The 19,013-nt window shown below is 43.4% G+C and carries 16 protein-coding genes; 12 read left to right on the top strand and 4 right to left on the bottom strand.

Annotation, left to right across the window (positions count from 1 at the left end; translation table 11 throughout):
- Positions 1–7: 7 nt before the first annotated feature.
- Both Q7J63_RS07645 and Q7J63_RS07640 read right to left on the bottom strand, forming a co-directional pair.
- The gene (locus Q7J63_RS07645) at positions 8–1,750 is read right to left on the bottom strand and encodes a GMC family oxidoreductase (RefSeq protein ID WP_019596255.1); all 1,743 of its coding nucleotides are present in this window, start codon (positions 1,748–1,750) and stop codon (positions 8–10) included.
- 148 nt (positions 1,751–1,898) lie between these two features.
- Positions 1,899–2,567, bottom strand: coding sequence for an arylesterase (locus tag Q7J63_RS07640; RefSeq protein ID WP_304885149.1), 669 nt, complete (start codon positions 2,565–2,567; stop codon positions 1,899–1,901).
- A 214-nt stretch (positions 2,568–2,781) separates the two neighbouring features.
- Here Q7J63_RS07640 and Q7J63_RS07635 point away from each other — a divergent pair, with 214 nt between their 5' ends.
- The 9 genes from Q7J63_RS07635 (at position 2,782) to Q7J63_RS07595 (ending at position 12,075) form a co-directional block, all read left to right on the top strand.
- A complete protein-coding gene (locus Q7J63_RS07635; protein ID WP_019596258.1) occupies positions 2,782–3,459 on the top strand; it encodes an ABC transporter ATP-binding protein in 678 nt (225 codons plus the stop codon).
- On the top strand, positions 3,452–5,971 hold the full coding sequence (locus Q7J63_RS07630) for an ABC transporter permease (RefSeq protein ID WP_304885147.1): 2,520 nt from the start codon (positions 3,452–3,454) through the stop codon (positions 5,969–5,971). Before Q7J63_RS07635 ends, Q7J63_RS07630 begins: the two co-directional genes overlap by 8 nt.
- A 173-nt stretch (positions 5,972–6,144) precedes the next feature.
- Entirely contained in the window at positions 6,145–6,579 is a 435-nt protein-coding gene (locus tag Q7J63_RS07625; RefSeq protein WP_304885145.1) for a hypothetical protein, read from the top strand.
- A gap of 109 nt (positions 6,580–6,688) precedes the next feature.
- Complete coding sequence (locus Q7J63_RS07620; RefSeq protein WP_304885143.1) at positions 6,689–8,278, top strand: amidohydrolase family protein; 1,590 nt, start codon at positions 6,689–6,691, stop codon at positions 8,276–8,278.
- A gap of 150 nt (positions 8,279–8,428) precedes the next feature.
- The gene (locus Q7J63_RS07615) at positions 8,429–9,229 is read left to right on the top strand and encodes an alpha/beta fold hydrolase (protein WP_304885141.1); all 801 of its coding nucleotides are present in this window, start codon (positions 8,429–8,431) and stop codon (positions 9,227–9,229) included.
- Between the two features lie 108 nt (positions 9,230–9,337).
- Positions 9,338–9,787 (top strand): MarR family winged helix-turn-helix transcriptional regulator, encoded by a 450-nt coding sequence (locus tag Q7J63_RS07610; protein ID WP_304885139.1) that lies wholly within the window; start codon positions 9,338–9,340, stop codon positions 9,785–9,787.
- Between the two features lie 84 nt (positions 9,788–9,871).
- Positions 9,872–10,417 carry a YceI family protein gene (locus Q7J63_RS07605; protein ID WP_026333453.1) on the top strand — a complete coding sequence of 182 codons (546 nt, stop codon included), beginning with the start codon at positions 9,872–9,874 and terminating at the stop codon, positions 10,415–10,417.
- Between the two features lie 103 nt (positions 10,418–10,520).
- On the top strand, positions 10,521–11,471 hold the full coding sequence (locus Q7J63_RS07600; RefSeq protein WP_304885137.1) for a ring-cleaving dioxygenase: 951 nt from the start codon (positions 10,521–10,523) through the stop codon (positions 11,469–11,471).
- Complete coding sequence (locus Q7J63_RS07595) at positions 11,464–12,075, top strand: alpha/beta hydrolase (RefSeq protein WP_304885135.1); 612 nt, start codon at positions 11,464–11,466, stop codon at positions 12,073–12,075. Before Q7J63_RS07600 ends, Q7J63_RS07595 begins: the two co-directional genes overlap by 8 nt.
- A 123-nt stretch (positions 12,076–12,198) precedes the next feature.
- Here the strand turns inward: Q7J63_RS07595 and araA are convergent, their stop codons facing one another.
- Together araA and Q7J63_RS07585 are read right to left on the bottom strand one after the other, a co-directional pair.
- The gene (gene araA / locus Q7J63_RS07590; RefSeq protein WP_304885691.1) at positions 12,199–13,698 is read right to left on the bottom strand and encodes an L-arabinose isomerase; all 1,500 of its coding nucleotides are present in this window, start codon (positions 13,696–13,698) and stop codon (positions 12,199–12,201) included.
- 346 nt (positions 13,699–14,044) lie between these two features.
- Positions 14,045–14,755: an NUDIX domain-containing protein gene (locus Q7J63_RS07585; protein ID WP_304885133.1), complete on the bottom strand. Its 711-nt coding sequence runs from the start codon at positions 14,753–14,755 to the stop codon at positions 14,045–14,047.
- A gap of 813 nt (positions 14,756–15,568) precedes the next feature.
- On the opposite strand from Q7J63_RS07585, the gene Q7J63_RS07580 reads away from it, so the two are divergent.
- From Q7J63_RS07580 to Q7J63_RS07570, 3 genes are read left to right on the top strand one after another with little or no spacing between them, the layout of a single operon-like run.
- The gene (locus Q7J63_RS07580; RefSeq protein WP_370691883.1) at positions 15,569–15,751 is read left to right on the top strand and encodes a DUF6805 domain-containing protein; all 183 of its coding nucleotides are present in this window, start codon (positions 15,569–15,571) and stop codon (positions 15,749–15,751) included.
- A 36-nt stretch (positions 15,752–15,787) separates the two neighbouring features.
- Positions 15,788–17,335 (top strand): alpha-N-arabinofuranosidase, encoded by a 1,548-nt coding sequence (locus tag Q7J63_RS07575; RefSeq protein WP_304885129.1) that lies wholly within the window; start codon positions 15,788–15,790, stop codon positions 17,333–17,335.
- A 6-nt stretch (positions 17,336–17,341) separates the two neighbouring features.
- Positions 17,342–19,012, top strand: coding sequence for a ribulokinase (locus Q7J63_RS07570; protein ID WP_304885127.1), 1,671 nt, complete (start codon positions 17,342–17,344; stop codon positions 19,010–19,012).
- Position 19,013: the final 1 nt, after the last annotated feature.

The following is a 19,013-nucleotide window of genomic DNA, read 5'->3' as shown; positions in this document are numbered from 1 at the left end:
TCCGGTCTTAAATGTTTTTCTTTTTTAATTCACTGATGATGAAATCGGACGTTCTCCACGACAGGGCCAAAATGGTCCAGGTTGGGTTTTTATCCGCTTGGGATACAAATGGGCCCGCATCGACCACAAAGAGATTGTCACAATCCCATGCCTGACAATTGCTGTTCAATACTGATGTTGCTGGGTCATTTCCCATTCTGGTTGTCCCGACCTCATGGATGATCCTTCCCGGGGTGGCCAATCCGTACATGGTTTCAGGCCCAGGTTTAGTCCCCATCAAGATCGCTCCTGCGTTGGTCAGGATTTCCTCAAAGGTGTCCTGCATGTGCTTGGCTTGGTTGATTTCATGTTCTGTCCATTGGTAATGGAAACGGAGAACAGGGATTCCAAATTTATCCACCACATTTGGGTCGATTTCACAATAGTTAGAGTATTGGGGAATGCTCTCTCCTCTGCCCGACATGCCGACAGTGGTCCCGTAAAAACTTCGGATGTCTTTTTTTAGCCCAGCTCCATAGCCCCCGTTGGGACTTGGATTTCCGAATTCGTCTTTCACGTATTTCCTCATGGTATCCATGGCAAAGCCAAAACCATAAGAAGGCATGGACATGCCACCCCAATATTCAATGTGGTAGCCTCGGGCAAAATCCAGTTTTTTATTGTCAAGCCACCATGGCGTATAGACATGCATGCCTCCTACACCATCTTCATTGTATCTTTCTCTATTGACCAGGTCTGGAATAATGCCCATTCTATCTGCTCCGGTAGAATCATGCAAATACCTTCCGAGCATTCCGCTGTGATTGCCCAATCCATTGGGGTGTGATTTGGATTTGGAATTCATCATGATCCGTGCGGATTCACAGGCAGATGCACCAAGGACGACTACCCTGGACTTGAGTTTGTATTCCTTCATGTCCAGTTTGTTCACATAGGAAACGCCAGTGGCTTTGCCGGCATCGTTGGTGGTGACTTTCCGGACCATTGCATGGGTATAAAGATCCACCTTTCCTTTTTTCATCGCGGGATGAACCAAACAGGTTCCGGCAGAAAAATCGGCATAAGCCTGACAACCGCGATTGCATTGCTTGCAAAAAAAGCAAACACCACGATCGTTGTTAATGGGGCGGGTGAGTATGGAAAGTCTTGAGGGAATGATAGGCAAATTGGTTCCTTTGGCACCTTTGATCATGAAAAGCTCATGAAGCCTTGGTTTTGGAGGAGGAAGAAACAAGCCATCAGGCTCATTGTAAATCCCTTCCTTGGACCCAAATACACCGATCAACTTGTCAACTTTGTCATAATAGGGCTTGACATCATCGTAGCCGATCGGCCAATCATGCCCGAGTCCATCGATGCTTTTTCTTTTAAAATCATTGGGACCAAAGCGAAGGGAGATTCTCCCCCAATGGTTGGTTCTTCCACCGACCATTCTGGATCGAAACCAGTCGAATTTGGTTCCATTTCCCCGGGTATAGGGTTCACCTTCCATGTCCCAACCTCCAATGGCGGCATCGAAATCACCAAAAGGACGGATTTGCGTTCCCCCGCCTCTTCTCGGAGATTCCCATGGATTTCGCAGTTGGGTCCTGTCTTCTTCTTTTGCTGGGTCAAAGTCAGCTCCAGCCTCTACGACTGCCACTGTTAATCCAGCTTCTGATAAAATTTTAGAGGCCATGCCGCCCCCGGCACCGGATCCTACGATAATGACATCGTATTCTTCTCCGGCTGATTGGGTCTGAAAACTCATGTTTGATGAAATTTTTAAATTTGTTTACCAAGTTAATTTAAAAATTTTGAAATCAAAAAACCTTTGTGTTTCCAAAAGAAGAAGTTTGTGTTATCGCGGCAATGGGTTATTTAAATGGTAAAGAAAATATAAACTACGTCTTGCCTATTCATATCAATGGGGCCAAAAATTCCCAAATGGTCTCGAATACAATCAGGTGACCTTCTTCGGTGGGGTGGATGCCATCGGGAAGATTCAATGCCGGATTTCCGGCTACGCCTTCCAAAAGAAATGGAATCAAGGTGACATTCTCCTCTTGTGAAACCCGAGGGTAGAGCTCCCTAAACCCAGAGGCATAATCCTGGCCCATATTCGGGGGAATTTGCATTCCTGCCAGCAAGATTCTCGTCTTTGGATATTTCGCCTTGACCATTTGAATCATAGCCCTGAGGTTTTTTTCGGTTTCTGAAATCGCAATTCCTCTCAAACCATCATTTCCGCCCAATTCCAATATGAAAATATCAGGTTCCTCTTCCAGAAACCATTCCAATCTTGCCACCCCGCTTGCCGTGGTTTCTCCGCTCAATCCTCCATTGATGATCCGGTAATCGAGTCCAAGGCTATCGATGCGACTTGCTACCAGGCCGGGAAAAGCATCTTCGGCTTCTATGCCGTATCCTGCGGTCAGGCTGTTGCCAAAGAAAAGGATCAGTTTTTTTTCCATCTTGGTTTCCTGCTGCTCAAGATTCTCGGATTGCACCACTTTTTCGTCCTTTGGGGCACAAGAAAAAATAGAGAGGGTCAATACACACAGTAGTATTAGGGAATTCAATTTCATACAGATAGACGTCTAGTTACATTTGGTTTCAAGGGGCCAAGTATTGTTGTTTGCCTGCCTCATGAAGCCAGCCCGCTGGGCAATAGTTTCAAAAATACGATTTTCAGCGCAATTTTGTTCAAAGCCAAGCCTATACCTTATATTTACGCCAAACATTTAAACCTTTTGGCCGTCTTATACTGTTACCTTGCCAACTAAAACCCCAGCAATTTTTATGAGTATTTTGAGTGTAAAGCAGGTTTCAAAAACCTATCAAAGCGGAAGCCGAAAATTGACGGTGTTGGATGAAGTGAATTTTGACATCCAGGCTGGAGACACCATTGCCATCGTGGGGCCTTCAGGAAGTGGAAAAACGACTCTTTTGGGGTTGTGTGCGGGACTGGATTCTGCGAGTACAGGCAGCGTAAGTCTCAATGGCCAATCCATGGAAAATCTCTCCGAAGACCAAAGAGCCGATATCAGAAGCAAATTCGTTGGGTTTATTTTCCAGAATTTTCAATTGTTGCCCACTTTGACTGCACTTGAAAATGTGATGGTGCCACTGGAGCTCAAGAAGCGGAAAGACGCCAAGCAAAAAGCATTGGAACTTTTGACGAAAGTCGGTCTTGGCAACAGGGCCACACACTATCCGACTCAACTCTCCGGAGGTGAACAGCAGCGTGTCTCGATTGCACGTGCTTTTGCTAATGAACCGAAGATTTTATTCGCTGATGAACCCACAGGAAATTTGGATACGGAGACTGGCGAGATGATTGAAAAACTAATTTTTGACCTCAATAAAGAACAGGGAACAACCTTGGTTTTGGTGACCCATGACTTGGAATTGGCCAAAAAAACCAATCGGATCATCCATATCAAAGGAGGTAAAATTCAGGAGGATACTTATGCATAATCTTTCCTGGATCCTAAAAATGGCCTTTCGGGATTTCCGAAAAAATGTGGCCAAACTCCTGCTTTTTGTCTCTTCCATTGTGATCGGAATCGCGGCATTGGTCGGGATCAGTTCCTTTGGAGACAACCTCAGCCAAGACATAAACAATCAGGCCAAAGAGTTGATGGGGGCAGATTTGGAATTGAAAAACAATCAACCTTTAGGCGAACAGCCAACAGACTCCATTGCAACCCGAATCGCAGAGGAAATCAATTTTGCGAGCATGGTGGTTTTTCCGGCTACCGACGATAGCCGATTGACGCAGGTGAGGGCTTTGGCCGGTGAATATCCCTTTTATGGAAAGCTGGAAACCCTGCCCGAATCCGCTGAATCCAGTTTCAGGTCCGGCGTTCGCAAAGCATTGGTCGAAAAACTCCTCTTGGCTCAATTCAACGCCCAAGTGGGAGACAGTATCAAAATAGGTGAACTGACATTCCTGATTGAAGGGGAACTTCAAAAAGTCCCCGGCCAAACGGGCATCACCGCATCGGTAGCGCCTGCAGTCTACATTCCGATGGAATATGTCGAAGCAACAGGTCTGATCCAATATGGAAGCAGATTGAACTACCTCCGGTACTATGAACTTCCTTCTGACCAGGATCCGGAGTTGTTGAAAACAAAATATGAGGCCCAATGGGATGAGGCGCGGATTGATGCGGATACCTTGGCCGATCGAAAAAGATCCACAGGCCGGTCTTTCCAAAATCTTTCCAACTTCCTGAGCTTGGTGGCTTTTATTGCACTGCTTTTGGGTTGTGTGGGCGTTGCGAGTGCAGTCAATGTATTCGTTAAAGAAAAACTGGCGTCTGTCGCAGTATTGCGTTGTTTGGGTGTTTCCTCTTGGAGTGCAATGCTGATTTATTTGACACAAATCCTAATGATGGGTTTGCTGGGATCTTTATTGGGGGCGGGATTGGGAACTTTGTTGCAGTTTGCCCTTCCGGCGGTTTTCAAGGATTTTTTGCCTGTAGCCGTTACTGTTCAGGTTTCTTGGACAAGCGTAGGCTTTGGGGTGCTGACTGGGTTGTTTGTCTCGGTTCTATTTGCTTTGCTGCCACTTTTGAAAATAAGGAAAGTGTCTCCCATGGCTACGCTTAGGCCCGAGGCAGGAGAAACGAAAATCAGTCGTGATCCTCTTCGATGGGCGGTGATCGTGACGATTTTGCTCTTTATTTTCGGATTCAGTTTTTACCTTTTGAAAGATTGGAAGGTTGCTTTGGGATTCACGGGCTTTGTGGTTTTTGCATTTGCAACACTTTGGACAGTTGCACTGGGGATCATGTGGATGATCAGAAGGTTTCTTCCGCTATCGCTCCAATACCCCATCCGACAATCCTTAGCCAACCTCTATCGACCCAATAACCAAACCGTATCCTTGATCGCAACCATCGGCTTGGGAACGGCGATGATCAGCACGCTCTTCTTTGTCCAAAACCAGCTTTTGGATGAAGCGAGATTTGCAGGGAAGGAAGATCAACCCAACATGTTGCTTTTTGACATTCAATCCCATCAGGTGGATGCAGTGGCCGGCAGGATCAAAGACAGAAACCTGCCCATCATGCAACAAGTACCGATTGTGACCATGGCTTTGGAATCCATCAATGGGCTGACCAAAAAGGCAAATGAAGACCTTCCCGAAGAAGAGCGAAGGTCCAGGGGATTGTACAATCGAGAATTTAGGGTCTCTTACCGAGATACTTTGATCGCTTCGGAGCGATTGGTAAAGGGAAGCCTGCGCAAGGTCGAAAATCAAGGAGACAGTGTTTTTGTTTCTTTTGATCAAGGCTATGCCGAAAGAACGGGAATCAATCTTGGCGATGAGATCATCTTTAATGTCCAGGGAAGGCCCATCAAGACCTTTGTGGGAAGTTTTAGGGACATCAAGTTCAATCAGGTTTCCACCAATTTCCTGGTTCTGTTTCCAGAAAATGTGCTGAACAATGCGCCAAAATTCCATGTCTTGATTACCAAAACGGCCAATGATCGACAAGCCGCCGATGTGCAGTCTGAGATTGTCCGGGAATTCCCCAATATTTCCGTCATCAACTTGGGGATGATCGTGGAGACGCTTGAAGAGATTCTTGGTAAAATCAGTTTTGTGATTCAGTTTATGGCCTTCTTCAGCATTATTACAGGGATATTGGTCCTCATCAGTTCTTTGATCATCAGCAAATACCAGCGGATGAAGGAAAGTATTTTGCTGCGGACGCTAGGGGCAAGCAGTGGAATCGTGAGCAAGATCAATACTTTGGAATATTTCTTTTTGGGGAGTTTGGCTTCATTGAGCGGAATAATGCTGTCTTTTTTAGCAACAGGACTGTTGAGCAAGTTTGTTTTTGAATTGCCATTTAGGGCTGCATTTAAAGAGGCATTTTTCGTTTACTTAGCCATCACGCTGCTGACGGTCATCCTTGGCTGGTTGAATGGAAGGAAAATTGTGAAAGTTGCCCCTATGGAAATATTGAGAGAATAGATTTGCTGAAATAGAAGCAGTGGAAAACCTACACAAAGGATCCTTCAATTAGGGGACTTTGTGTGGGTTTTTTTATTTGAAATTCACCAGTTGATTGGGAAATTAATCAAATTAAGGTTTTGTGGTTTTTTAATATTTACCTATACTTGAAGTTTATAGTCAAACCAAACCGTATGAAAAAATCACTTTTGCTTTTTCTGATGCTTTTTTGTTCATTTTTTCTTGTGAAAAATGTAACTGCCCAAGTTCACGCAGGTCTTTACCATGGTGGTGTCTTGAGCCAGATTGGGGTCGGTACGGATATCGATAAAAAATATTTTGGGGAAGTACGGTTTCTCGCAGGTGATGTGGTGAACTATGTCTATGGTATTGAGGTCTTGGGTCATGTCAATTTAAAACAATCCGATTGGTACAATGTGCACCTTGGCTTGATGTTGGGTATATCTTCAATTGATAATGGTAAATTTGGTTTGCCCATTGGATTGAGTTTCAAACCCCTTGAAAACCACCGACAATTTTCCATTTTGTTGGAAGGAACGCCCATGTATGCCTATGATTTTACTGTAAGGGCTAATATTGGATTGCGCTATACTTTCAGAAAAGACTAATAATACTCTTTTTTCTCATCGCTAAAAAAACCGGATGCTCTTTATTGGGAGATTCGGTTTTTTTTATTGGCACAAAAAAGATTATTTTTCAATGTCAAATCACAAGACTATGAAAAAATCAATACTGCTGCTGCTTTTTACAATTTTTCTATTCCCCGAATCTAATTTTGCGCAAGTCATGCCTTCTCCCGATCGAAAGGAAGGGGATGGACCTTATGATCGGCTCATCATTCGGGGTGTCAACCTGATCAATGGGACAGGTTCGCCTACTATTGGTCCTGTGGATATCGTGGTGGAAAAAAACAGGATTGTCGAAATCAGTGTAGTGGGCTATCCCAGACTACCGATAAAGGAAGGGGGAAGACCAAAAGCAGGAACCAATGACAAAGTCATGGACTTGGAAGGACATTATCTTTTACCAGGTCTGATCGATATGCATGGACATATTGGAGGTGCTGGGCAGGGAACTCCAGCCGAATACGTATTCAAACTCTGGATGGCGCATGGCATCACGACGGTGAGGGATCCTTCTGCAGGCAATGGGCTGAATTGGGTCTTGGACCACAAGAAAAAATCGGCGGCCAATACCATCACCGCACCCAGGCTTTTGGCCTACACGAGTTTTGGTCAAGGGGCCACAAAACCAATCACCAATGCGACCGAAGCGAAAGCCTGGGTGAATGAAAATGCAAAAAAAGGAGCAGATGGGATCAAATTTTTTGGAGCCAAGCCGGAAGTGATGCAGGCCGCGATGGAAGAAAACAAGAGAATTGGTTTGAGATCTGCCATGCACCATGCCCAAATGGATGTGGCCAGGTGGAATGTCTTGCATTCTGCCAGGGCTGGACTGACGACCATGGAGCATTGGTATGGTTTACCGGAAGCCCTATTCGAAGACCGGACCATTCAGGATTATCGATTGGATTACAACTATCAGAATGAGCAGCATCGGTTTGCGGAAGCGGGAAAACTCTGGAAGCAGGCTGCGACGCCTTATTCCGATCATTGGAACAAAGTGATGCAGGAATTGCTGGACCTGGATTTCACCATTGATCCCACCTTCAACATCTATGAAGCCAATCGGGATTTGATGCGTGCGAGAAGGGCAGAATGGCATGAAGAATATACCTTACCTTCTTTGTGGAGGTTTTATAAGCCTTCCCGAGAATCCCATGGCTCCTATTGGTTTGATTGGACGACAGAGGAAGAAATCCAGTGGAAAGAAAATTACCGCCTTTGGATGACCTTTGTGAACGAATACAAGAACCGTGGTGGAAGGGTGACGGCAGGATCTGATTCAGGTTTTATTTATCAGTTGTATGGATTTGCCTTTATTCGGGAATTGGAATTGCTGCGTGAAGCGGGTTTTCATCCCTTGGAAGTCATCAGGGCAGCCACCCTTCATGCTTCGGAGGCCTTGGGAATGGACAATGAAATCGGCTCAGTGGAAGTTGGTAAATTGGCGGATTTTGTAATCCTTGAAGAAAATCCGCTTCAAAATATCAAAGTGCTTTATGGCACCGGCGCGATTAGAATCGGGCCGGACAATGAACCGATCAGAGTTGGCGGAGTGAAATATACCGTCAAAGACGGAATTGTATATGATGCCAAACAAATGCTGGAAGATGCCCGCAAGATCGTACAGGAACACAAGGCCCGGGAAAACAGTCGGATCACGCAACCTGGATTGGATTGGTAGGATCTTGATTGGTAAAAGGGATTTTTTCTGAAATTCTCAATTAATTTAAAATGCCTCTTATTGTGTGTTGGTGATGAACCCCCTTAATGAAGTCAATATTTATTGAAAGCGCTCTTAATTATCAAGTAATCCCCACTTTTCAGCCAAAATATGCCCGAAATTCAAGTGAATAATACCAAGTTGTTTTATGTCAAGGAAGGGAATGGGGAGGAGACCGTTTTCTTTTCCCATGGATTACTTTGGAGTCATAAGATGTTTAGAGAACAAATAGACTTCCTTAAAATTAAATATACCGTGATCGCCTATGACCATCGTGGTCAAGGCAAAAGTCAAGTGTCCGAAGGGAATTATGATATGGATCTGCTGACTTTGGACGCACTGGCCTTGATCGATGCGCTGGTAGGCAAGCCCGTTCATTTCGTGGGTTTGTCCATGGGGGGATTTGTGGGGATGAGATTGGCGGCGAGGTATCCGGGAAGAATCAAAAGTTTAATCTTAATGGAAACTTCCGAACAGCCAGAACCAAAAGAAAATCTCCTGAAGTACAAGCTCCTCAATGCTATCGTTCGGTGGTTTGGGGTGATTCCACCCGTTGCCAAATCGGTGATGAAGATTATGTTTGCCAAAAGCTGGCTTGAAAATCCGGAAAACAAAGAATCGTTTGATTATTGGATGCAGGAACTCAAATCCAATCATAAATCCATTGCCAAGTCGGTGGAAGCAGTCATCTACCGAAAGGGTGTGGAAGAAGAAATCAAGAAAATAATCTGCCCGACGCTGATTATCGTAGGTGATGAAGATGTGGCCACCACACCCGAAAAAGCAAGATTCATCCAAAAATCCATTCCCAACTCCAAAATGCACCTGCTTCCTGGTGCAGGACACAGCAGCAGCATCGAAAAACCTGATGAAATCAATCGGCTTCTCGGTGACTGGTTGGCGGTCCATTAAGCCCTGTCAATTAATAATTTACAAATAAATCCAATTTTTTTTGGATGCAGGGAAACCTTTCCTTACATTTACATGTATATACAATTAATACAAAAACAATATATACACGTGAAGTTAGAAGAAGCCATAAAGCAAAAAGAATTCAAAGACCCTTTCAACAAGGCCGTGGTCAATTTGCTTTATAGCCAAAGCTATATTGTATCCAACCAAAGCTGTTTGTTCAAGCCTTTGGGGATATCACCGGAGCAATACAATGTTTTGCGAATATTGAAAGGCCAAAAAGGTCAACCGATAACGGTTTCTTCGATTCAAGAACGGATGTTGAACAGAATGTCCAACGCCTCTCGATTGGTAGAAAAATTGAAACAAAAAGAACTTGTCAACAGAGAGGAATGTCCCACGGATAGAAGGCAAGTGGATATTTTGATCACCGAGAAAGGCTTGAAAATCTTGACAGAATTGGAAGAGGCCGTTTATGCCTTCAATAGGAAAATAATCAATCTGTCAGAGGAAGAAGTGGATCAACTCAATTTTCTTTTGGATAAAATGAGAGGCTGAGTTTTTTTAAGCCTATTGATGTATAGACAAAGAATGTAGAGACATAATAAAAAAAATAAAATATAAACAAAAACCAATAAAATCATGAGCACATCAACAGCAAGTACCACAACCAAATGGGCAATTGACCCAACACATTCTGAGGTTTCATTCAAAGTGAAGCACTTGGTTATCTCTACGGTAACTGGAAATTTCAAAAGTTTTGAAGGTTCGATAGAAACTGAATCTGAAGATTTCGACCAAGCAAAAGTTGCTTTCACCGCGGACATCGACAGTATCGATACCAATCAGAAAGATAGAGATGCACATTTGAAATCAGGAGATTTCTTTGATGCAGAGAAATTCCCTAAATTGATTTTTTCAAATGGTGTTTTGGAAAACAAGAATGGCGAATTCACATTGAACGGTCATCTCACCATCAAAGACATCACCAAGCCAATTGAATTGTCGGTGGAATTCGGTGGAATCGCCGGAGATCCTTACGGAAACACCAAAGCTGGATTTGAACTTGAAGGCAAAATTAGCAGAAAAGAATTTGGACTGACCTGGTCAGCAATCACCGAAGCGGGAAGTGTAGTAGTAGGCGATCAAATCAGGATCATTGCCAGCATCCAATTGGTGAAAAATTAAGCAAGAAAAATTGGCTTGTCCAAGCCATGGAAATAAATGCCCAGGCTTGGACAAGCCCTTTTGAAAAACCAATAGCATACGCAGCCATTAAAAAAACAGCATCATGAAACCACGCATCACAGGGATCCATCACATCACCGCTATCGCCGGCAGTCCACAAAGAAACATCGATTTCTATACCGGGATTCTTGGGCTCAGGCTGGTGAAAAAAACGATCAACTTTGACGCTCCAGGCGTTTACCATTTTTATTTTGGGGATGAGTTGGGAGCACCTGGAACCGTTTTCACCACTTTCCCTTTTGAAGGGGCTAAAAAAGGAGTGAAGGGAACAGGGGAGATGACGTATACGGCATTTTCAATTCCAAAAAACGCACTCCCTTTTTGGGTTGCGCGACTGGAAAACTATAAAATCCCGATTTCTTCAATCCTCAAACGTTTCGATGAAACGTACATCAGGTTTGAGGATCACGATGGAATGGGGATTGAGTTGGTGGCGACGGAGGATGATAACCGCCTTGGATGGTCTTATGGGAACATTCCTCTTGAATATTCCATCAAGGGTTTTTTTGGAGCAACATTGAATCTTAAGGCAAAAGAAGCCACAGAAAGATTAATGACACAATTTATGGATTACCATTTCATTCAGTCCGAAGGGAATAGATTCCGATATGGAACCCAGGGAAAGCCCGGGGATATCGTTGATATTGTGGTGGATGAAAAGGGAAAGCCAGGAATCCAAAGTGCAGGAACAGTGCACCATATTGCTTTCAGGACAGCCAATGAAGCCTCTCAATTGGAGGTGCAGAAGATTCTGATGGAAAATGGCTATCATGTAACCGAGGTAAAAGACAGGAATTATTTCAAATCGATTTATTTCCGCGAGCCAGGTGGAGTGTTGTTTGAAATCGCGACAGATGAACCCGGTTTTGCCATCGATGAGGATGTGGATCATTTGGGAGAATTGATCAAATTGCCCGATTGGGCTGAGCCAAACCGTGAAAAACTCGTGGCAAGATTGGCAAAGGTAAAATTGAATATTGAAGACTATGGCTGAAATAAAACAGGCTGGGAAAAAGATTGAGGACGCGAATAAGGTTGCAATCCTGATCCACGGCAGAGGAGCAAGTGCAGAAAGCATTCTTTCCCTAAAAGATTATCTACACCTGGAGGATTATGCATTGTTTGCACCGCAGGCAGTTGGAGGCTCATGGTATCCTTACAGTTTCATGGCGCCGGAAAAAAATAACGAGCCAGCCTTTTCCCAGGCCATCAAAACCATAGATGATTTAGTGAAATCGCTTTACAAAAGAGGTTTCAAAAGCGAGCAAATTTACTTCATCGGTTTCTCGCAGGGAGCTTGCCTTTCCTTGGAGTATGCAGCCCAAAATGCCGAAAAATACGGTGGGGTTATCGCCTTTACGGGAGGTTTGATCGGAGAACAATTCAACCCCTCCAAATATGCAGGGGACTTTAAAGGCACACCGGTCTTCATAGGATCAAGCAAGCAGGACATGCATGTCCCCTTGACAAGGATCCAGGAATCTTCCCTATTGATGGAGAAAATGGGCGCAAAAGTCAAAACCCTGATCTTTGCCGATTCAGAACACACCATCCGGGAGGAAGAGATTGAATGGGTCAATGCCAATATTTTAAATTGAAATTGAGTAATACATTTCATAAAAAAAGAGAAGCCTATTTTTTGGGCTTCTCTTTTTTGCTTTTTAAGTAAATGGACAGTAACTGCCTAATCGTTGTAAATCATGACCGGATGCTGGCAAACCTTACATCCTAAACCTATAAAAGGCATCACTCCAGCGGAGCTCATTTTGCAGTTGCCTCAGATTGGTACTTCCATCAATGATGATGTCTTCAATACCCGCTATTTTGGCAAAATCCGACAGGTGTTCCGAACTAAGATTCTGACTGAAGCAGGTGTGGTGTGCACCTCCGGCATAAATCCACGCCGCACAGCCCGTTTTCATATCGGGTAGGGGTTTCCACATCACCCTTGCCACAGGAAGGTTTGGCAAATCAAATGGCGTTTCGACTGCCTCCACCTCGTTTACCACCAATCTAAACCGATTGCCCATATCCACGAGTGAAGCATTCAATCCTTGTCCTCCCGGTGCATTGAAGACAAGTCTGACGGGATCTTCTTTTCCACCGATGCCAAGGGGATGGACTTCGCACCTTGGTTTTCCGGCTGCCAGCACTGGATCCACTTCCAGCATGTGGGCACCCAAAACCAAGCTGTTGCTCGGGTCAAAATGGTAGGTATAATCTTCCATAAAAGCATTTCCACCCTTCAATCCCGCTCCCATTACCTTCATCGCCCTTACCAAAGCAGCGGTTTTCCAATCGCCTTCTCCAGCATAGCCATACCCTTCGGCCATTAATCGTTGTGTTGCAATTCCGGGAAGTTGTTTCATTCCGTGGAGGTCTTCAAAGGTGTTTGAAAACCCTTTGTATCCTCCATTGGCCAAAAATGCCTTCATGCCCAGTTCGATTTTTGCGGCATCCAACAAGGATTGTCTTCTGGAACCATTTTTCACTAGATTTTCGGCAATCGTATAGGCATCTTCGTATTCTTCGACGAGTCTGTCTACCTCTAGGTCGGAAATGGAATTGATCACTGCGACAAGGTCTCCGACGGCATGGGTATTTACCGAAAATCCGAATTTCAGTTCCGCCTCGACTTTATCACCGTCGGTCACGGCAACATTTCTCATATTGTCCCCAAACCTCACAAATTTGGCCCCTTGCCAATCGTGCCAGGCATTGGCGGCTCTTGCCCAGGTGTCAATTTCCTTTACGGCTTCCGGATCTTGCCAATGTCCCACCACTACCTTGCGGCCAAGGTTCATGCGGCTTGTCAAATAACCGAATTCACGGTCTCCATGGGCGCTTTGGTTGAGGTTCATGAAATCCATATCGATCGAATTCCACGGAATATCCCTGTTGAACTGCGTATGGAAATGCAACATCGGTCTTTGCAAAACCTTCAGCCCATTGATCCACATTTTAGCAGGGGAAAAAGTATGCATCCAGGCAATGACCCCGATGCAGTTTTGATCGTTGTTTGCCTGTTGACAGATCGAATAAATCTCCTCAGAGGTTTTCACCACGGGCTTGAACACCACGGTGATGGATAATTCCGCTTGATCGTTAAGTCCGGCTACAATGGACTCCGAGTGTGCGGCAACTTGGAGTAAGGTTTCTTCTCCGTATAAATGCTGACTTCCCGTCAGGAACCAGATTTGCTTGTTTTTAAGGTTATTTATCATCTAAGTTAGGTTTGTTGTGCGCCAATCATTTGTTATCAAAAATGAATTGATGCATCAAGATTGAAGCAAGAGCATACATTGAATGGAAAATGAGACACCGAAAACTTGGGTTTTTTCATCCAAGCGAATTATTGATTTCTCCGAATTTATTTTGTTGTATCGTTTCCTTAAAAAAAGGGGAATCCATGGTCGATATTGAAGCCCAAATTGACACCTTGTAAAAGGGTTGCTTTTCTTCGATAAGACTTGGAAACACATTTTTCTTTGGATGCTCAATATACCAATTCAAAATTAAGCGTATTAATTACACCTAAAAAAAAAGAAAAAAAATATTTCCCTGACCTTATTCGCTGGAGGAGGGGATTTCGATTCTTGGGATAAAATTTTGAACGTTCTGAAACTCCTCCTCATATTTATCCTTGTCCAGTCGATAAAAGAAGGCTCCTTTTTTTGAATTGGTTTTGTCTTTTTCGTCTTCTTTTATAAGTAAATTGGTCGAAAGCACCTTTCTGGTAAAGTTTCTTTTGTCGATTTTGGTATCGTAAAGGCTTTCATACATGGCCTGTAAATGTGGCAGGGTGAATTTATCAGGCAACAATTCAAAAAGAATGGGATGCATGGCTGCTTTGTATCTGAGTCGTGTCTTGGCCATTTCCACCATTTCTTCATGATCAAAGATCATCTTTGGAAGGTTTTGTATGGTAAACCATTTTGCATGGAAACTGTCATTGAGCTGCTGCATGTATTTCTGGATATCTATGAGCGCAACGTATGCAACCGCAATGGTTCTTTCCACAGGATCCCGATCAGGTTTGCTGAAAACCTGCATTTGTTCCATGTAGACATCATGAAGTCCTGTCAGCTGGTTGAGAATCCTGATGGCGGCTTCGTCCAAGGATTCGTCGGGCTGCAGAAATCCGCCCATAAGACTCCATTTTTCCTTCTCGGGAGCAAATCCCCTTTGGATGAGCAGCAACTTGTAATCTGTTCCGTCAAAACCGAATATGATACAATCTACTGCTACTAAAATCCGGGTCTGATTGGAATATTTCATTGTGCTGGGAAGGATTGGTTGTTTCGAGCAGTTTTTTTTGAAAATTAAATATAGTGCTCCTAAAGTAGAAAATAAGCAACTTTAAATAATTTTATGAAGGCTTAACCTCAATTTGGTTGATTTTTCCAGTTTTTTTTCAGGGAGAGTACAGAAAATCAATCTGCTTAGATTATTCATTGGAATGTCCGAAAAGTCTCTATTTTCCAAAGTAAAATTCTTTTTTCATTCCCAAATATTACGGATTTTGTTTAAAAACAAAATAGGTTGGATTTTAAGATTAAAACTTTTTTTATCAAATAATCTAAGGGAATAAAAGGAATCAGTATGTGTGACGGGACCATTTTTTTAGCAAAAAACAGGTTTGTGGAATCCATCAAGATTTAAGACTTTAACCCAAAAAAACTTTTTGGACTGTTTAGATCATTTAAGATGGATTCCTGGGATTAATAAAATTAGGAATTGAGGTAGACCCCATTTATTTAAACGCCAAAACATATTAGTGTGTAAAATACATTTAAAATTGTTTTCTTGATTTTATTTATTTAATATTCGAATGAAAATTTATTGCCAATTATACATTAGGTTTCCCAATGGGTTTGAAACTGTTTGAAAATCAGCTTATTCGGAGAATAAGACGTGGCGCCGATTTAGTCAATTCAAAAACAGGTAAGAGAGACTGATTATTAAGCAATTTTCGGTCAGTATGGAAGTGGTAATGCATCACTCGGGTCTAAGCCTTGTTCTTAAGAGAAGAGTTTTATGTTTCCTCAAAATATTGAAATTCAAAAAAATGTTTTCTGATAGACATTTCAAATTCTCATCAATGGAGAACTCTTGATCAAGGAGCAATTTACTTCCAATGAATCACAGAAAATCACTGACCGTGATTACGATATTTCCCGATTTAAAACCCAAGAAATAGAAGTGAAATTTGTCAGTATCGATGGACTTGAAACAGAGAGAATCCACTATGTCAGGCTCCTAAAAGCTGATTGAAAATTGCAAAAAAAATTAACCTATTAATATAAACCTATGAAAACAAAAAGCTTAAAAGGGACGATGCTACTGGCGGCGATGCTGGTTTCCTTCATTTCACTGGCCCAAAACCGCTTGATCATCAATGCTGATCAAGGTGATATCAGGATCAACAAACACATCTATGGGCACTTTGCGGAGCACCTCGGAAGAAGTATATATGGAGGTATTTGGGTTGGACCGGATTCTGATGTTCCGAATGAAGACGGGTATAGAAAGGATGTAATGCAAGCTTTGATCAACCTGGAGATTCCAAATTTGAGATGGCCCGGTGGTTGTTTTGCGGATGAATACCACTGGACAGATGGAATCGGAGATCCTGCCGAGAGACCCAAAATGGTCAATACGCATTGGGGTGGCGTCATAGAGGATAATTCTTTTGGAACGCATGAGTTCATGAATTTTGCCAAGAAAATCGGTACAGAGCCCTATATTACAGGAAATGTAGGAAGTGGTTCTGTGGTGGAAATGTCCAAATGGATCGAATACATCAATTTTGATGGCGTGAGCCCGATGGCCGAATTGAGAAAAAGAAACGGGCAAGCCGAACCCTGGGGGATCAAGTATTGGGGTGTTGGTAACGAAAGTTGGGGTTGTGGAGGAAATATGACGCCTGAATACTATGCCAACGAATACAGAAGATATGCAACCTATGCCAGAGATTATGGCGGCAACAAACTTTATAAAATCGCCGGGGGCGCAAACAACTGGGATTACAATTGGACAGAAGTCTTGATGAAAAATATCCCCCTGTGGATGATGGATGGACTTTCTCTTCATTATTATACCATCGCGGGTTCTTGGGAAAACAAAAAATCAGCGACTGATTTTGATAAGGAAACCTATTTGGAAACGCTTCGAAAGGCCGCTTTAATCGATGAGTTGATCAAGCGTCATGGAACCATTATGGACAAATATGATCCTGAGAAAAGAATCGGGATGATCATTGACGAATGGGGAACGTGGTTCCAAGTGGAGCCCGGAACAAATCCCGGATTCCTGTATCAGCAAAACACCATGCGCGATGCCCACGTAGCAGCTATTTCATTGAATATTTTTAATAAAAATGCGGATCGTGTGCATATGGCGAACCTTGCCCAGACAGTCAATGTCTTGCAAGCTGTGATATTGACGAACGATACGGACATGATTCTGACACCAACTTATCATGTTTTTGATCTGTACAAGCCTCACAAAGATGCTACTTTGCTTTCACACGATTTGAAATCCGAGGAAGTGGGTTTTGGGAAGGAAAAAATGGAAGCATTGAATGTTTCAACATCTAGATCTGCGGATGGAACCGTCAATATCAGTATCGCCAATATCAATCCTGACAAAAAAATCGATTTGGATGTTGTGCTGAGAGGGATTGACGCAAAAACAGTAACGGCTGAATACATCACCGCTCCGGCCATCAACTCCCACAATACTTTCGAAAATAAAGAAGTGGTAAAAAAAGCAGCTTTTAAGGATTTCAAACTGAACAAGGACAATTTAAAAATCTCTGTACCCGCAAATGCGATTTTGATGGTAAGGGTTAAATAATTTGATATGAATGATAAATATGTAATTGGCCTTGATTATGGCTCTGACTCTGTCAGGGCTGTTTTGGTGAATACTTCGGATGGAAACTGTCTGGCCAGTCATGTGTATTGGTATCCTAGATGGAAAGAGGGGAAATATTGTGATCCAATTTCAAACCGATTTAGGCAGCATCCTTTGGACCATCTTGAAGGATTGGAACAAACCATCAAAGGGGTTTTGTCAGCGTCGGGAGTTTCTAAAGATCAAGTAAGGGCAATATGCGTGGATACCACAGGTTCTTCTCCAATGCCTGTCGATGAAAAAGGGCAATCTTTGGCTTTGAAACCGGAATTTGCCGATAATCCGAATGCCATGATGGTGATTTGGAAAGACCATACAGCCATCAAAGAAGCGGATGAAATCAATGAGGCAGCAAGAACTTGGGGAGGTGAGGATTTCACCAAATATGAAGGAGGGATATATTCTTCAGAATGGTTTTGGGCAAAAATCCTGCACGTCATCAGAGAAGATGAAGCGGTCAAAAACGCCGCTTTTTCCTGGATGGAGCATTGTGATTTTATCACGGCCCAGTTGATCGGTTGTGAAGACCCCTTGAGTTTCAAGAGAAGCAGATGTGCTGCAGGTCACAAGGCCCTTTGGCACGCGTCATGGGGAGGTTTGCCGCCAAAAGAGTTTCTTGGAAAATTCGATCCATATTTGACAGATTTGAAAGATAGGCTTTACACAGAAACCTATACTTCTGATGAGGTTGCCGGCCAGCTGAGCAAAGAATGGGCTGAAAAGCTGGGATTGTCAGAAGATACGGTAATTGCCGTAGGTACCTTTGATGCCCATGCGGGAGCTGTCGGTGGAGAAATCACAGAAAACACATTGGTCAAAGTGATGGGTACTTCCACTTGTGATATTATGGTCACCCATAAAGAAATACTTGGAGACAAATTGATTTCCGGGATTTGTGGTCAGGTGGACGGATCGGTAATTCCCGGGACAATTGGCCTGGAAGCGGGTCAATCAGGTTTCGGTGATGTATTGGCTTGGTTCAAAAATCTAATTGTCAAGCCTTCTATAGAACTTATTCAGAAGAGTACGCTCATCAGCGGAGATCAAAAAGAACAATTGATAGCTGAAATAGAGGATCAAATCATCATCAGACTTTCCGATGATGCCATCAAAATACCGGTTTCTGAGTCTAAAACAATAGCTTTGGACTGGATCAATGGAAGAAGGACACCGGATGCGAACCAAGCTCTGAAAGGAGCAATCCGGAACTTGAACATGGGAACGGATGCGCCTAGGGTTTTCAAAGCTTTGGTGGAATCCATTTGCTTTGGCTCCAGGAAAATTGTGGATCGATTCCGGGAGGAAGGCATTCAGATAGATGCTGTAATTGGATTGGGAGGCGTGGCGAAAAAATCCAATCTGGTCATGCAAACCATGGCGGATATTTTGAACATGCCTATCAAAATTGCTACGTCGGAACAAGCTCCAGCTTTGGGTGCAGCCATGTATGCAGCGGTCGCTGCTGGTATCCATCCATCCACTCAGGCCGCCATCCAAGCGATGAGCAATGGCTTCGATAAAGTCTATGAGCCCATTGAGGACCATGTCGCCATTTACGAATCGCTTTACCAGCAATATATTGTGTTTGGGAGTCAAATTGAAGAAACTACAAAATAGT

It is taken from the genome of Rhodonellum sp. (genome assembly GCF_030656585.1).
GTDB classification, from domain to species: Bacteria; Bacteroidota; Bacteroidia; order Cytophagales; family Cyclobacteriaceae; genus Rhodonellum; species Rhodonellum psychrophilum.
Note: the sequence above shows the minus strand (reverse complement) of the source record. Positions and strands in the feature narration are given on the sequence as shown.